The 14,226-nt window shown below is 59.7% G+C and carries 15 protein-coding genes; 8 read left to right on the top strand and 7 right to left on the bottom strand.

Going from position 1 to position 14,226, the window contains the following annotated elements; all coding sequences use genetic code 11:
* Window positions 1-87 precede the first annotated feature (87 nt).
* On the top strand, window positions 88-345 hold the full coding sequence (locus tag ACO54Z_RS05540) for a SemiSWEET family transporter (RefSeq protein WP_298080430.1): 258 nt from the start codon (window positions 88-90) through the stop codon (window positions 343-345).
* Between the two features lie 61 nt (window positions 346-406).
* Here ACO54Z_RS05540 and ACO54Z_RS05545 read toward each other — a convergent pair whose 3' ends face one another.
* Together ACO54Z_RS05545 and ACO54Z_RS05550 are read right to left on the bottom strand one after the other, a co-directional pair.
* Window positions 407-2,260 (bottom strand): fructose-specific PTS transporter subunit EIIC, encoded by a 1,854-nt coding sequence (locus ACO54Z_RS05545; RefSeq protein ID WP_485996122.1) that lies wholly within the window; start codon window positions 2,258-2,260, stop codon window positions 407-409.
* A 74-nt stretch (window positions 2,261-2,334) separates the two neighbouring features.
* Window positions 2,335-2,832 (bottom strand): DUF6630 family protein, encoded by a 498-nt coding sequence (locus ACO54Z_RS05550; protein ID WP_485996123.1) that lies wholly within the window; start codon window positions 2,830-2,832, stop codon window positions 2,335-2,337.
* A gap of 156 nt (window positions 2,833-2,988) precedes the next feature.
* Here ACO54Z_RS05550 and ACO54Z_RS05555 point away from each other — a divergent pair, with 156 nt between their 5' ends.
* The 3 genes from ACO54Z_RS05555 to tehB all read left to right on the top strand — a co-directional run bounded on the left by ACO54Z_RS05555 (window position 2,989) and on the right by tehB (window position 6,369).
* Complete coding sequence (locus tag ACO54Z_RS05555) at window positions 2,989-4,254, top strand: hypothetical protein (RefSeq protein WP_485996124.1); 1,266 nt, start codon at window positions 2,989-2,991, stop codon at window positions 4,252-4,254.
* 130 nt (window positions 4,255-4,384) lie between these two features.
* The gene (locus tag ACO54Z_RS05560; protein WP_485996125.1) at window positions 4,385-5,434 is read left to right on the top strand and encodes an NAD(P)-dependent alcohol dehydrogenase; all 1,050 of its coding nucleotides are present in this window, start codon (window positions 4,385-4,387) and stop codon (window positions 5,432-5,434) included.
* A 74-nt stretch (window positions 5,435-5,508) separates the two neighbouring features.
* Complete coding sequence (gene tehB, locus ACO54Z_RS05565; protein ID WP_485996126.1) at window positions 5,509-6,369, top strand: SAM-dependent methyltransferase TehB; 861 nt, start codon at window positions 5,509-5,511, stop codon at window positions 6,367-6,369.
* A gap of 90 nt (window positions 6,370-6,459) precedes the next feature.
* Here tehB and ACO54Z_RS05570 read toward each other — a convergent pair whose 3' ends face one another.
* The 4 genes from ACO54Z_RS05570 to ACO54Z_RS05585 all read right to left on the bottom strand — a co-directional run bounded on the left by ACO54Z_RS05570 (window position 6,460) and on the right by ACO54Z_RS05585 (window position 9,707).
* Entirely contained in the window at window positions 6,460-6,810 is a 351-nt protein-coding gene (locus ACO54Z_RS05570) for a hypothetical protein (RefSeq protein ID WP_298080426.1), read from the bottom strand.
* Window positions 6,811-6,957: 147 nt separating this feature from the next.
* Entirely contained in the window at window positions 6,958-7,524 is a 567-nt protein-coding gene (locus ACO54Z_RS05575; RefSeq protein ID WP_485996127.1) for a flavodoxin, read from the bottom strand.
* Entirely contained in the window at window positions 7,521-8,636 is a 1,116-nt protein-coding gene (locus tag ACO54Z_RS05580) for an alpha/beta hydrolase (protein ID WP_485996128.1), read from the bottom strand. Before ACO54Z_RS05580 ends, ACO54Z_RS05575 begins: the two co-directional genes overlap by 4 nt.
* Window positions 8,637-8,645: 9 nt before the next feature.
* Window positions 8,646-9,707: an alpha/beta hydrolase gene (locus ACO54Z_RS05585; RefSeq protein WP_485996129.1), complete on the bottom strand. Its 1,062-nt coding sequence runs from the start codon at window positions 9,705-9,707 to the stop codon at window positions 8,646-8,648.
* A gap of 105 nt (window positions 9,708-9,812) precedes the next feature.
* Here ACO54Z_RS05585 and ACO54Z_RS05590 point away from each other — a divergent pair, with 105 nt between their 5' ends.
* The 3 genes from ACO54Z_RS05590 to ACO54Z_RS05600 all read left to right on the top strand — a co-directional run bounded on the left by ACO54Z_RS05590 (window position 9,813) and on the right by ACO54Z_RS05600 (window position 12,826).
* Window positions 9,813-10,706: a LysR family transcriptional regulator gene (locus ACO54Z_RS05590; protein ID WP_485996130.1), complete on the top strand. Its 894-nt coding sequence runs from the start codon at window positions 9,813-9,815 to the stop codon at window positions 10,704-10,706.
* Between the two features lie 356 nt (window positions 10,707-11,062).
* Complete coding sequence (locus ACO54Z_RS05595) at window positions 11,063-12,448, top strand: DHA2 family efflux MFS transporter permease subunit (RefSeq protein WP_485996131.1); 1,386 nt, start codon at window positions 11,063-11,065, stop codon at window positions 12,446-12,448.
* A 147-nt stretch (window positions 12,449-12,595) separates the two neighbouring features.
* A complete protein-coding gene (locus ACO54Z_RS05600) occupies window positions 12,596-12,826 on the top strand; it encodes a DUF2798 domain-containing protein (protein WP_298079092.1) in 231 nt (76 codons plus the stop codon).
* A 285-nt stretch (window positions 12,827-13,111) separates the two neighbouring features.
* On the opposite strand, the gene ACO54Z_RS05605 is transcribed toward ACO54Z_RS05600, so the two are convergent.
* The gene (locus ACO54Z_RS05605) at window positions 13,112-13,570 is read right to left on the bottom strand and encodes a MarR family winged helix-turn-helix transcriptional regulator (RefSeq protein ID WP_298081470.1); all 459 of its coding nucleotides are present in this window, start codon (window positions 13,568-13,570) and stop codon (window positions 13,112-13,114) included.
* A 143-nt stretch (window positions 13,571-13,713) separates the two neighbouring features.
* Between ACO54Z_RS05605 and ACO54Z_RS05610 the strand changes: the two genes are divergently transcribed.
* Window positions 13,714-14,145 carry a cytochrome b gene (locus ACO54Z_RS05610; protein ID WP_485996132.1) on the top strand — a complete coding sequence of 144 codons (432 nt, stop codon included), beginning with the start codon at window positions 13,714-13,716 and terminating at the stop codon, window positions 14,143-14,145.
* The last annotated feature ends 81 nt before the right edge of the window (window positions 14,146-14,226 follow it).

Consider the following 14,226-nt stretch of genomic DNA (forward strand, 5'->3'; position numbering starts at 1 on the left):
CTGTCGCACAAGCCGTATGGTTTTTATAAAACCGTCCATTCGCCCCGGCGAATCATTTTTGAAATCTGCAACAAACTGGAGAATCCCATGCACGAAAAACATATCCGTATCCTTGCCGTCGTCGCCACCTTTGCCGCCATTTGTATGTATGCTTCCTATATCTTCCAGATTCAGGCGAATCTCGCCGGGCATAAAGGTACCCCCGTCCAGCCGTTGTGCGCCGCCATTAACTGCTCGCTCTGGGTTGCCTATGGCTTGCTGAAAGAGGAACGCGACTGGCCGATTGCCATCGCCAATGCCCCCGGCGTCATCCTCGGCATCATTACCTGCATCACCAGCTTTTAAGCTGCTGCCACAAAAAAAAATCCGCCAGGCGAACCCGGCGGATTTTTTTATGCGGCGCGCCTCACGCCAGCCGCTTTTTGAATGCGCCGAGGCAGGCAGTACTGACCGCGGTGCCGACGATGATGGCGAGCGCATACGCCCAGACGTTCACCACCGCGTTCGGGATGAAGAGCACGAAGATGCCGCCGTGCGGCGCGCGCAGGCCGCAGCCGAAGACCATGCTCAGCGCGCCCGTCACCGCCGAGCCCATCATCAGCGCCGGGATGACGCGCAGCGGGTCTTTTGCCGCGAACGGTATCGCGCCTTCGGTGATGAAGCTCAGCCCCAGCACGCCTGCCGCCTTGCCCGCCTGCCGTTCTTCTTCGGTGAAGCGGTTTTTGAACAGTATGGTCGCGCAGAAAATGGCAAGCGGCGGCGTCATCCCCGCTGCCATCGTCGCCGCCATCGGGCCGAGGACGTCGGAGGCAATCAGGCCGCTGGAGAAGAGGTACGCCGCCTTGTTCACCGGGCCGCCCATATCGAGCGCCATCATCCCGCCGAGCAATGCGCCGAGCAGCAGCGCGCTGGAGCCTTGCAGCGATTTCAGCCAGGTTTCCAGTGCACTTTGCGCTTCGGCGACCGGGTGGGCGATGAAGTAATACATCAACAAGCCGATAAAGGCGGTGCCGACCAGCGGCAGGATAATCATCGGCTTGAGGCTGTCCAGCTCGCGCGGCAGCTTGATGATTTTTGCCAGCCAGGCGACGAAATAGCCTGCGATAAACCCGGCGACAATCGCGCCGAGGAAGCCCGCGCCGGTACTGGCGGCGATATAGGCGCCGACCATGCCGGGAGCGATGCCGGGGCGTCCGGCGATGGAGTAGGCGATGTAGGCGCCCAGCACCGGCACGAACAGCGCAAAGGCGTCTTTACCGATTTGGAACAGCGTCTGGCCGAGCGTGCCCGCGTATTCTTCTTTATAGATGTAGATGCCCTGGTCGCCGAACATGAACGAGCCAATGGCAAAGCCGAGCGCAATCAGCAACCCGCCCGCGACCACGAACGGCAGCATATGCGACACCCCGGTCATCAGGTGCTTGTAAACGCCGGTGCGCTCCGGTTTGGCGCTGGCGCTCGCCGCCGCGTCGGCATCGCCGAAGACGGGCGCGCTGGCGAAGGCGGTATTGATGACCTGCACCGCGTCGTTAATCGCCGCTTTGGTGCCGGTACGGTAGAGGCGCTTGCCCGCAAAACGGGCGAGGTCAACATTGGTATCGGCGGCGATGATGACCACATCGGCGCGGGCGATGTCTTCGGCGGTCAGGACGTTATCCGCGCCAACGCTGCCCTGCGTTTCGATTTTGACTTCGTGACCGAGCACCTGCGCGCCCTTCTCCAGCGCTTCCTGCGCCATGTAGGTGTGGGCGACGCCGGTCGGGCAGGAAGTGATGCCGATGACGAATTTGCCCGTGGCGGCGGCCTGCGGCGCGGCGCTTTCGCCGCCCGCGACGTCCGACAGCGCGCTGCGGATGTCTTCGGCGTTGGTGGTTTTCGCCAGTTTCTCCGCGACTTCCTCGTCGCCGACGACGGTGCTGAGGCGTTTCAATACGGCCAAATGCTCATTGTCGCTGGCGGCGATGCCGACGATGAGATAGGCGGGCTCGCCCTCGTCGTCTTCCCAGTCAATGCCGCCCGGCACTTGCAGCACGGCGATGGCGGTTTCCTTGATGAGGTGGCGGCTTTGCGGCGTGCCGTGCGGAATGGCGACGCCGTTGCCGAGGTAGGTGTTTTCCTGCGCTTCGCGCGCGAACATGCCTTCGACGTATTCCGGCGCGACCTTGCCGTTTTCGGCGAGCAGCGCCGCGACCTGGCGGATGGCCTCGTTTTTGTCGCGCGGCGTCGCGCCAAGGCGGATGAGGGAAGTGGTCAGTTGCATGATGTCTCCTGGTGGTCAAGGGACGGTTATTATGCAGCTTTTTTTTTTTGATAACGTCAGCTTGGCATCCGCCGCTACGCTTCCTCCCAATCCTCGTCCTCCACCCGCAGCAGCCGCGTCTCCAACGCCGTCGCGCATTGCAGCAACAAGTCCCCGTCCTCCTCGCGGCAGACAAAACCCAAACACAAACCGGGATTGTCGCCCTGCCAGCGCCACAGCGCGAGGCCGTAGCCGGAGAGCTCGCGCGCCGCCACCTGCAACAACCAGCGCGGGTCGCACTCAAACACCAGCGCCTCATCCTCCGCTTCCTGCACCCCGAAAAACACATCCGCCTGCCAGTTCGCCGCGACCATACGCAACTGCTCCACCAGCGAGAACACGTCCGGCCACTCCGCCGCAAATACCGCCTCGTCCCGGCCCAGTTGATACACCGCCCACATCAGCGGCAAATCCTGGTCGCGTGCCGCCTGCACCGCATCCCGCACCGCTTCCTGCTCCAGCGCGTCCGGCGCCGGTGTGATTAACTGCAACAGACGGCCAACTGCTGCCGCATTCGCCTCCACAACATTCATCAAAAAACCTCACATTAAGAAAAACACGGCACACAAACCGCTGAAAAATCGACGGAAAAAACGAAACATGACAAAAACATCATTTTTACCCGGCAAAAGATGAACAACTATGTTACATTACCGCAATCTTGTAATTCGCACAGGAGTGTTTAACCCATGAAAAAAACCCTAGCCCTGCTATTGGCCATTGCGGCAACGCAAGCCACCGCCCGCACCACCTACCACGAAACCTATCGCGTGGGTGGCAACCAGACCGTCCCCGCCATCCGCAACCAGGGACAACTGACCGTCGTCCCGCCCGGGACGCCCATCATGCCGCCGAACGCCGCCGCCGCGCGCAGCCGCATCAACGTCCGCCCGCTCAATTTCAGCAACGGTCAGGCGCACATTTCCGGCTCCATTCGCGGCCTCGGCATCGCCGCCTACCACTTCAGCGGCAACGCCGGACAAACCATCCGCATGGTACCGAACAGCAAAAACTTTGCGATGGAATTTGCGTTGTTCAACGAAGAAATGGGGATGCGCTTCGGCCCGGTACACACCCTGCCCTACAGCGGCAACTACGAAGTGCGTATCGTGCAGAACCACAAAAACGCCGCGCACAGCAAAAAAGCGCGCCCCTATAACGTCACCATCTACCTTGATGGCGGCGCAGGCGGTGCCTCACAACCGCTGCCCGTCCCGGCCAGCTATCCCGCCGGCGCTGGCGTCCCGGTTACGCGTCCCGCACCCGTGCCGGTACAGCCGATGCCCGCCCCCGTACCGGTTGGCGTGCGTCCCGCACCCGCGCCCGTTCCGGTTGCTGCCCCCGCAGGAGGCGAGGCGATGCCGGTAAAAAAGTCCGGCCCGACGGCGCCCGTCGCGGCAGCCGTCCCCGTTAAAGCCGCGCCCGCCGCAGACAGCGCGCCGCGTCGTCTGCCGGTCAAGGCCAACCCCGTCCCGGCAGAAGAACTGGCGGCGAATGACAGCGCACCACAACCGCGCCGCCTGCCGGTCAAGGCCAATCCCGCCCCGGCAGAAGAACTGGCGGCGAATGACGACGCCGCGCCACAACCGCGTCGCCTGCCGGTGAAAGCGGGCGGAGAAGCCATTGACAGCGAAAGCGCAGACGCCGCGCCGGCCAAGAGCGCCAAAAACGGCAAAGGGAAAACGCGCAACTACCAATGCCAGAACGGCAAAAACCTGCGCGTCGAATACATCGGCATCGATACCCCCAGCCCGACCGCAGTCGTACGCCAGGGCAAAAAAAGCGTGCGGATGCCGATGGACGAAGCGGCGAGCGAAGGCAAAAACCTCATCTTCAGCTCGGACGCCGGAATGCTGCACCTCGTCAAAACCGACGGCAACAACCTCGCCAAGGCCGAAGTCCTCTCCTTCGACCACAACGGCAAACCGGTCGCCTTCTCCTGCAAACCGCGCTAACCGCGCCACACCATTCCATAGCCACGAAAAAGGATGCCTGCGGGCATCCTTTTTTCGTTGTTTCGTTGTACCGTCATGCCCCGTTGCCTGCGGTATGATGCCCGCTCCCATCAACCCAAAGGAGCCATCCATGAGCCAAACCGTCCGCGCTTACGCCGCCGCCTCCCCCACCAGCCCGCTGGAGCCGTTTACCTTTGAATACCGTGCGCCGCGCGCCGATGACGTCGTCATCGACATCCTCTACACCGGCGTCTGCCACAGCGACCTGCACACCGCGCGCAACGACTGGGGCGGCACCCTCTACCCGGTCGTCCCCGGCCACGAAATCGTTGGTCGCGTCAAAAGCGTCGGCAGCGCCGTCAGCAAATACCGCCCCGGCGACCTCGTTGCCGTCGGCTGCATGGTCGATAGCTGCCGCGAATGCGCGCCCTGCCAGCATCACCTGGAGCAATATTGCGAAAACGGCGCAACCTTCACCTACAACAGCCGCGACCGCCACGACGGCCAGCCGACCTACGGCGGCTACGCGCAAAGCATCACCGTCAGCGATGCCTTCGTGCTGAAAGTGCCGGAAAACCTTGATATTAAAGCCGTGCCGCCGCTGCTCTGCGCCGGTATCACCACCTGGTCGCCGCTGCGCCACTGGAACATTGGCGCGGGCAGCCGCGTCGCCGTGGTCGGCCTCGGTGGCCTCGGCCATATGGCGCTGAAACTGGCGCACGCCCTCGGCGCGGAAGTGTCGCTCTTTACCCGTTCGCCGCACAAGGCGGAAGACGCGCGCCGCCTCGGCGCCAGCCACATCATCAACTCCACCGACGCCGCGCAGATGGCTGCCGCCGCCAACCAGTTCGACCTCATCATCGACACCGTGCCCTACACGCACGACATCAACCCCTACCTAGCGACGCTGAAACTGGACGGCACGCTGGTCTTCGTCGGCCTGATTGGCGCGACCGCCGAAACGCTCGCCACCGTGCCGCTGGTGCTGAACCGCCGCGCCGTCGCCGGTTCCCTCATCGGCGGCATCGCGGAGACGCAGGAGCTGCTCGACTTCTGCGGCGCGCACAACATCACCGCCGACGTGGAAATGATAAAAATGGCAGACATCAACACCGCCTACGAGCGGATGCTGAAAAGCGACGTCAAATACCGCTTCGTCATCGACATGGCGACGCTGTAACGCCCGCTCCCGCAAAAACCGCCGCACCCCGGCGGTTTTTCACAGCCCCATTCATCCCCCAACCGGAACCCGCCATGAGCCAACTCCTCTGCTACAAAACCATGCCCGTGTGGACGAAAGACACCATCCCGTCCGCCGTCACCCACCAGCACAACACCCAGGCCGGTACCTGGGGCAAACTGCGCGTGCTCGCCGGTCGCCTCAAATTCCACGAACTGACGGAAGACGGCGCGACCATCGCCGCACACATCCTCACCCCGGAAAGCGATGTGTGGACGATTTACCCGCAACAATGGCACCGCGTGGAGCTGCTCGATGACGACACACAAATGCAGCTCGAATTTCACTGCGAACCCGCCGACTACTTCGCCAAAAAATACGGCATGACCCGCACCCATTCCGCCGTCGTCGCCGCAAGCGACACCGTGCCGCCGGGCAAGGCGCTTGACCTCGGTTGCGGTCAGGGGCGCAACGCGCTCTATCTTGCCCTCACCGGGCATGACGTCACCGCCAGCGACTACAACCCCGGCGCGGCGGAGAACGTCGCCCGCCTTGCCGCGCAGGAAAACCTCGCCGTGCGCGCGGAAACCTACGACATCAACCGCGCCGCCCTTGCGGAAGATTACGACTACATCGTCGCCACCGTCGTCTTCATGTTCCTCGACCCGGAGCGCGTTCCCGCCATCCTCGCCGACATCCAGGCGCACACCCGCCCCGGTGGCTACAACCTCATCGTCTCGGCGATGAACACCGCCGACTACCCCTGCCAGATGCCGTTCTCCTTCACCTTCCGCGAAAACGAACTGCGCAACTACTACGCGGGCTGGAAATTCATGACCTACGACGAGGCGCCGGGCAATATGCACGCCACCGACACGAGCGGCAACCCGATTCGCCTCAAATTCGTCACCATGCTGGCGCAAAAACCGAGCTAAACCAACGCTCATGCAAAAAAAAAACGCCGCATTCCGCGGCGTTTTTCATGAACGCGACAGCGCGTTGCCGTATGGCGTCGCCTGCCGACATCAGCACGACGGGCGCATCTTGCACCCTCGCCCCGGCGGCGGCATCGCAGACGGCGCATCGGCATAACGCCGCATCCCGCCGCCTTCCTGCAAACCAATCAGCGCCCCCGCGCCGCGGCTGAAATAATGCCCGATGACCAGCGCGGGGCCATCGTCAAACGACACGCGCAGCGCATCGCCCTCACGCACCGTCTGCAAACGCGGCGGCGCAAAGCCGGTCGCCTCATCGCTGAACTGATAATACGCGCCGCCCACCGCCTCAACATAAAGCGGCGCGGCAGCCGTGTCGATGAAGAACAGGTCGAGCGTCACACCGCTACGACTCTTCAAAATCAAAATAATACAAGCCATATCTCGTTTCGTGTTTAAGGAAAGACACTTAACCACTAGCAATGACCTTGCCAAAAACATTGCCCGGACTGCATAAGTTTTACCAAAAACACCACCGCGCCAGTCAAAACCTCGCGCCTCGCCAAAATAGCCATTAGCGACCATGATTTATGGCGCGCTCGCCAGCCATTGCTGTACCTGCTCCAACGCTTCTTTTGCCTTGTCGCCTTGTATGACGAACAAAATACCGTCACGTTCTTTGCCGCCCTCAAGCGAAAGCGTGTCGCCGATTTGGCAATCGCGGCAATAGCGCTGCATATCGGCGAGACTGTTGCCCAGTCCATAGCCGGCATGAGTATTGAACGGCATAATTTTCTTGCCGCTTAAATCATGGGCGGCGAGAAAACTTTTAACCGGTGGCGGCAATTGCATTCCCCAGGTCGGAAAACCGACAAAAATTCGCTCATATTGCGCCAAATTGGCAATATGTGTTTTCAGCGGTGGCAAATAGCCGCTTTCATTTTCACGCTGTACTTGCTCAACGGTAGCGCGATAATTGTCGGGATACGGTTTTTCCAGTTCAATGGCGACCAAGTCGCCGCCGGTTTCCGCCGCAATCATTTTCGCAACTGCTTCGGTATTGTGGCTGCGGCTCAAATAGACAATCAAGTCTTTGACAAAAACTTGCGGCATGGCGGCAATGATTCCCAGCGATAAAAGTAGCGGCTTAATCATTTGTCCAATCCTTTTGCCTGCAGCCATTGGGCGAGGTGTTCAGCGACTTCCGCATTGTTCAAATCCTGCATCGGGAAATGGGTATTTCCCTTGATGCCCACTTTCGGCAAATGAATGACGGTCACATCACCGCCATGTTTATTGACGGTATCCGCCCATTGTCGTGCCAGCGCGAGGCGGATGCGCCATTGATCTTCGCCCTGAATATCAGACGGTTTGTCGCTGATGTTATCGCCGAAATAGATAATAATCGGCATTTGGGTCAACCTGACGAAATCGGCCGCGCTGACTTTTTCCGGCGAAATGTTACCAAAGGCACTTTCAATGACTGGCGGTACTTCGCCTTCCGGGAAAGGAAAATTGCCCGGCTCATAGGCGACAATTGCCTTGATATGCGCCGGGCTTTTAATAGCCGTCATCCAGCCGACGATACCACCCTGTGAATGGGTAACGAGAATGCCGTCGCCCACGCGCTCAAATAATGCCTTGAGGCTGTCGGCAATAATATCCGCGTCAAATGCGCCCGTATTCGGCGCCATCTGGCGGAAGAATTGATTGAGCGACGCTTCGTCTTGCGGGAAGGCGACCCCGTCAAAGAATTTCGGCCAAATGCCGAGGCGGAATTGGGCAAACCAGAATTGGTCATCCGGGGTAGCGGTAATGGTGCCATCCACGGTACTGCGCCCGGATTGTCCGCGCCGGGGCTGGTCAATCAGATAAACGGGATAACCCTTGCGCAAGAAAATTTCGTTAAATCCGGTGCGCCCGTCCGGTGTGGTTTGCCAGGTACGCATGGATTGTCCCGCCCCGTGCAGGAATACCAGCGGCAGTTTTTTTGCATTCACCGGGATTTGGTAAAAGACGGTGGCGTGATCGCCATGCAGCGTTTGTCCGCCCGCCTTGACGGAGGCCTGGAATACATCCATAAAGCTGTTGGATGTTTTGTTTTTGACGGCATCGGGGCGCGGATTGTATTGCCCTGCGCTGGTAATTACCGTACCGCCAGCGGCAAAGCTGCCCTGGGATTCAATCATTAAAGGTTCGGCAATAGTCAGATGCGAGGCAAGTGAAAACAGGGAAATGGCTGCAGTTATGGTAAATTTTTTCTTCATGATGGCTCCTTACAGGTTCTTGCCAAAGAAAGCAGTCAATTTATCTACTGCCTGTTTGACATATTCCGGTTTCCAGTAAGTTTCAATATGGGTCGCGCCGGGAATTTTGAACAATTCCTTTTTGTCCGTGCCAGTCGCATTGGCAAAGACTTCTTCGGTCATATACAGCGAATCGGCTTTTTCTCCGGCAATCATCAACAGCGGCTGGTCAATCAAATCGACGTTGGTATTGACGTCAAATTCCATCAAGTCCAGCAGGCTACTGACGGTGCTATTGGTTTTGGAATTGGGATGGAAATGGCTGTCGGCATAGTATTCATAGCCCTGGCGGTACAAGTCCACGGTAATGGCGGCGACCTGTTCCGGAGTCATGCCCGCGCCAAATTCCGGGGTGTATTGGATTTCGCCGGTTTGTATTTCTTTTTCGCGTGCGGCGGCGGCAGCGGCGAGGCGTTGCCGGATGGTATCTTTTTGGCTGCGCATATAGCCGTTGCGGCGGGCATCGCCGGTATTGAACATACTGAGGGTGGCAACGGATTTGAAGCGCTTGTCGGTTTGCGCGGCCTTAATGGAATAACCACCGCCGCCGCAAATGCCGAGCAATCCCAAATGTTCGCCGTCCGCGCCCGGATATTGGCTGATGTAATCGGCGGCAGCGCGAATGTCCTCAATGCGGTTTTGCGGCTTGTCGGTATAACGCGGTTCGCCACCGCTGGCGCCTTGATAGGCGGCATCGAAGGCAATGGTGATATAGCCTTTTTCCGCCAGTTGTTGTGCGTACAATCCGGCGACCTGCTCTTTGACGCCGCCATTGGGATGGGCGACGACAATGGCCGGATATTTTTTCGCCGGGTCGTAACCGGCAGGCGTATAAACATTCGCCGCGATTTCTATGCCGGTTTGTTTTTGCGTGTATCGCACCGGGTGAATGTTCACCTTGCCGGATTCGTTTTGCGTGATTGCCCCGGCATAAGTCAGGGTAAAGGGATTGTCCCGGTAATTATTGGCCATGCTGTATTCTCCAAAGGTAAGTGCCATTGCGGCGGTCAAGAAAAGGATTTTGCGGTTCATCGCTGCTCCGTTGTGTGGGCGGGCGCATTATAGCCACCGCAGGCGTGGCGTATTATGTGGGATAATTGCATACAGTTTTGAGCAAACTTTAGTAATGAGATCATGATGAGCAGGCATTTCAATGATTTATATGCGTTCCGCATCATCGCGCAGTCCGGCAGTTTTACCCGCGCGGCGCGGCAGTTGGGGGTGTCGCCTTCGGCACTAAGTCATGCGATGAATGCGCTGGAAGCCCGGCTGGGACTCAAGTTGCTGAACCGCACCACCCGTAACGTTTCCACGACGGATGCCGGGCAGCAATTATGCGAGCGCATTGCGCCCCTGTTCGATGCCATTCAGACGGAAGTATTCGAGATGGGGCGTTTCCGCGAGGCGACGGTGGGCAAGGTGCGGATGAATGCTTCGGAGAATGTCGCCCTCAATATTGTTTATCCGAAATTGCGCGATTTTTTGCCGCAGCATCCTGAATTGCAGGTAGAGCTTTATTTGAATAACGGCTTTGTCGATATTGTCGCCGAACGTTTTGACCTGGGGGTGCGCATGGGTGCCGATGTGGCACAGGATATGGTCGCCATCCGTATTGCCCCGGATTTTGAAATGGTGACGGTTGCCGCACCAAATTATTTGGCGGAAAAGGGCACGCCGCAATCGCCGCAGAATTTGGCAGGGCATACTTGTATCGGCCTTGCGCTCAATGTCCATGAGCATTTGCTGGAATGGTATTTTTGGCAGGATGGCGCGGAGCGGAAGGCGGATATTCATTATTCGCCGGTTTTTAACAGCAATGTGTTGGTGAGAATGGCGGCGCGGGATGGTCTCGGCATTGCCTGGCTGCCATTGCTGATGGTGGCCGAAGATATTGCCGCAGGACGGCTGGTGGAGATTCTGCGCGATTACCGCATGATTTATCCCGGCGCGTATTTGTATTTTCCGAAAAACCGCCACAAACCGGCGGGATTGCAGGCGCTGATTGAAGCGCTGCGCTGGGAGGGCGCGTAAGTTGCTAGGCGCTGTTTGCAATTCATTTTGGATGCGGTCGCTACGCGATTTTTCACCCCCCCTCCCTGACCCTCCCCCGTTGCGGGCTTCGCCCTGCAGGGGAGGGGGCAGATCGGCACAGGTTTCGGCATTTGCTCCCGTATTACGGACAGCGGGGACTTTTACATACACCTGAGCGCTCGATGCGTATGTAAATGGATTCCGTAGGGGCGGTTAGCGCAGCATAACCGCCCGTTTTGTTTGGCGGGCGGTTACGGGCTTCGCTCTAACCACTCCTACGCGCTCAAGGTGTATGTAAATGCGCAACCGCCGCCGCGCTAAAATGCTGCATTTGCCAAATACCAAAGGAAGATTCCATGCCATCCGAAAAAATCCGCCCGCAGCTCGTCGCCGCGATTGTCGCCACCGGCCTGATGTCGTTTGCCGGGGTGGTCAGCGAGACAGCGATGAATGTCACCTTTCCCACGCTGATGCGCGCCTTTGCCATCGACACCGCTGCGGTGCAATGGCTCACCACCGGCTATTTGCTCGCGCTGGCGCTGGTGGTGCCGCTGTCGTCGTTCCTCAAGCGGCGTTTTCCGCTGAAGGCGCTGTTTCTCTGCGCCAATCTGCTTTTTCTCGCGGCGACGCTGCTTTGCGCGTTGGCACCGCATTTCGCGCTGCTGCTCGGCGGGCGCTTGTTGCAGGGGGCGGCGACCGGGATTGCCTTGCCGTTGATGTTCAACATCATTTTGACACAGGCACCGCCGAGCAAACTCGGCCTGCTGATGGGGATTGGCTCGCTCATTACCGCGATGGCGCCTGCGGTCGGGCCGGTGCTGGGCGGGGTGATTGTCGATGCTTATGGCTGGCGCGTGATTTTCTGGGTGCTGGTGTCGGTGCTGCTGCTTTCGCTCGCCCTCGGCGTGGCGGCGGTGCGGCAAAGCGAGCCGCTGACGAAAGAAGCGCGTTTTTCGCCGCTGGATTATGCGCTGCTGGCGGCGGGGTTCTGCGCCTTTATTCTCGCCACGGAGCGGATGACGCACGGCGGTGCCGCCCTGTGGCTGCTGTTTGCCGCAAGTAGCCTGGCGCTGGCCGGGTTCGCTCGCCGTTCGGCGCGCAGCGATTGGCCGCTGTTGCGCCTGTCGGTGTTCCGTGAGCGCACTTTCGTTTATTGCCTGCTGTTTGTGCTGCTGATTCAGTTCTGCGTGCTCGCGCTCGGCTTTTTGATTCCGAACTACTCGCAGCTCGCGGGTGGTGAATCGGCGCGCACCGCCGGGCTGCTGCTCCTGCCCGGTTGTCTGCTCGGCGCGCTGATGGCACCGTTTGCCGGGCGGCTGCTCGACCGCTTCGGCGCGGCGCGCCCGGTGCTGGGCGGCAGCGTGCTGGTTATTGTCGCGCTCTTGCTGTTCGCCATCTGTGGCCGCGTGCTGACCACACCGCTGTTCATGCTGTTTTATACGCTCTACGCCTGCGGGCAGGGGCTGGCGGTCGGCAATGCGATGACGCACGGTCTGCGCCACCTGCCGCCGCAGTTGTCCGCTGACGGCAACGCGGTGCTGAACACGCTGCAACAACTGGCAGGCGCGGTCGGTACTTCGGTCGCGGCGAGCATCGTCGCCGCCGCACAGGCGCGCGTGCCGGACGACCTCGCCCGTGGCACGCTCACGGGCAGTCAGTATGCGTTTTTTCTGTTGGCCGCGCTGGCGCTCATCGCGCTGGGCTGCGCGCTGCGCGGGGTGCGCACGTCGCATCGTGCATAAAGTGGCGACGTTCGCCAATTTTTCCCGTATTCACCGCGCCGCGTACGGCATAGACTGCGCGCTCTCTTAATCCACCGGAGCAAGCATGAACCAACAGACAACAACCGCCCTCATCTGCGCCGCCTCACCAACGGCAGTGGAGGCGTGATGCGTAAACTGCCACAGCGATACGCGGGCGTACTTTTCTCGCTTTATGCCTCGGCCATCATGGTACTGATTGTCAGCGGCGTGTTGGTCGCGCTTAATACCGGGTTGGATGCGGGCTATCCGGCGCGGCTGCTGAAGGCCTACCTGATTACCTGGCCGGTCGCTTTTGTCAGCCTGCTGGCGGTGCGACCGCTGGTGCTGCGACTGGTCGCAGCGAGTGTGCAATCTTGATGACAAGGGCGGGATTTCCCCGCCCTTTTTATTCCTCTTCCAGCGCCGCGCTGCCCGTCAGTGTGCGCTGCTGTTCGATGATTTTCTTCAGCATTTCCAGAAACAGCCCGCGTTCGTGTTTGCTCAGCGTCGCCAGTGCCTCCTAGTTGACGCTGCGGGCGATGCCCGTCACTTCTCGCGCAGCGACAAGTATTGCTCGCGCAGTAAGAGAGCCGTTTCGTTTGACGGGCGGTTACGCTGCGCTAACCGCCCCTACGGCTTGTTTCTACGGATTTCCATCCGCGCCTATTCTTCTTCCAGCGCCGCGCCGCCCGTCAGTGTGCGCTGTTGTTCGATGATTTTCTTCAGCATTTCCAGAAACAGCCCGCGCTCGTGCTCGCTCAGCGTCGCCAGTGCCTCCTGGTTGACGCTGCGGGCGATGCCCGTCACTTCTTCTTCCAGCGCCCGCGCCTTGTCCGTCAGGCGAATCAGTTTGATGCGCGCATCGTTCGGGTGCGGCTCGCGCGCAATCAGGCCGTCGCGCTCCATCCGCTCCAGCGTTTTGGCGGCGGTCGCCTGGCGGATATTGAGTGCATCGACCAGCTCGCGCTGGCTCAGGCCGTCTTCCTGCCATAGCACCAGCAGTACCGCATTCTGTGCCGGGGCGAGACCGAGCGGTTTCAGCCGTTCGGCCAGCAATACCGCGAACTGTCGTGCGGCATGATTGACGAGATACCCGGCGGATTCTTCGCGTGGTAATGGCATGATTTCCTCCAAATTTCCTTGTAAATAATAAGGTTGCGGATTTTAGCATAAGCATCGCTTGCTATCTAAATAGTTAGCCAGCTATACTTCATTGCATCCTAAATAGCACGCTATTCAAAATCCACCCGCTCAAAGGAAATTTCATGCAACCTGATACCGCCCGCCGCTATGGCACCGTTTCCCGCACCCTGCACTGGGGCATGGCCGCCTGCTATCTCTTTATGTTCGCCAGCGCCCTCGCCTGGCACTTCGACGACAGTCTGCGCGTCCTCATCAAGCCGCACAAAGCCGTCGGCGTACTGCTGATGCTGCTGGCACTCGTCCGCTTTCTTTGGGCGCTCGCCCATTACCGCCGCCGTCCGACGAACGGTTTTGCGGTCAGGGCGGGACACCTCGCGCTGTACGCAATGATGTTCGCCGTCCCCGCCTCCGGCATGGCGCGGCAGATGCTGGCCAGCTTCGGCAATGTCCACGGCCCGCTCGCCTTTGCCTTTTTCGTCCTCATCGCCGGCCATGTCGCCATGAGCGTCATCCACCAGGCCAAAGGCGAAGCCATCCTGCAACGCATCGCCTGAATACGGGTATATCTCCGGCTGCGGCATCACCCGCAGATATAAAAATACCGGCTTCATGCCGGTATTTTTTCGTCCATGTTG

This window comes from Cardiobacterium sp. (assembly GCF_057314735.1).

Coding starts and splice junctions, on each gene's coding strand:
- ACO54Z_RS05540 (WP_298080430.1), top strand. CDS start 88: ATGCACGAAAAACATATCCGTATCCTTGCCGTCGTCGCCACCTTTGCC.
- ACO54Z_RS05545 (WP_485996122.1), bottom strand. CDS start 2,260: ATGCAACTGACCACTTCCCTCATCCGCCTTGGCGCGACGCCGCGCGAC.
- ACO54Z_RS05550 (WP_485996123.1), bottom strand. CDS start 2,832: ATGAATGTTGTGGAGGCGAATGCGGCAGCAGTTGGCCGTCTGTTGCAG.
- ACO54Z_RS05555 (WP_485996124.1), top strand. CDS start 2,989: ATGAAAAAAACCCTAGCCCTGCTATTGGCCATTGCGGCAACGCAAGCC.
- ACO54Z_RS05560 (WP_485996125.1), top strand. CDS start 4,385: ATGAGCCAAACCGTCCGCGCTTACGCCGCCGCCTCCCCCACCAGCCCG.
- tehB (WP_485996126.1), top strand. CDS start 5,509: ATGAGCCAACTCCTCTGCTACAAAACCATGCCCGTGTGGACGAAAGAC.
- ACO54Z_RS05570 (WP_298080426.1), bottom strand. CDS start 6,810: ATGGCTTGTATTATTTTGATTTTGAAGAGTCGTAGCGGTGTGACGCTC.
- ACO54Z_RS05575 (WP_485996127.1), bottom strand. CDS start 7,524: ATGATTAAGCCGCTACTTTTATCGCTGGGAATCATTGCCGCCATGCCG.
- ACO54Z_RS05580 (WP_485996128.1), bottom strand. CDS start 8,636: ATGAAGAAAAAATTTACCATAACTGCAGCCATTTCCCTGTTTTCACTT.
- ACO54Z_RS05585 (WP_485996129.1), bottom strand. CDS start 9,707: ATGAACCGCAAAATCCTTTTCTTGACCGCCGCAATGGCACTTACCTTT.
- ACO54Z_RS05590 (WP_485996130.1), top strand. CDS start 9,813: ATGAGCAGGCATTTCAATGATTTATATGCGTTCCGCATCATCGCGCAG.
- ACO54Z_RS05595 (WP_485996131.1), top strand. CDS start 11,063: ATGCCATCCGAAAAAATCCGCCCGCAGCTCGTCGCCGCGATTGTCGCC.
- ACO54Z_RS05600 (WP_298079092.1), top strand. CDS start 12,596: ATGCGTAAACTGCCACAGCGATACGCGGGCGTACTTTTCTCGCTTTAT.
- ACO54Z_RS05605 (WP_298081470.1), bottom strand. CDS start 13,570: ATGCCATTACCACGCGAAGAATCCGCCGGGTATCTCGTCAATCATGCC.
- ACO54Z_RS05610 (WP_485996132.1), top strand. CDS start 13,714: ATGCAACCTGATACCGCCCGCCGCTATGGCACCGTTTCCCGCACCCTG.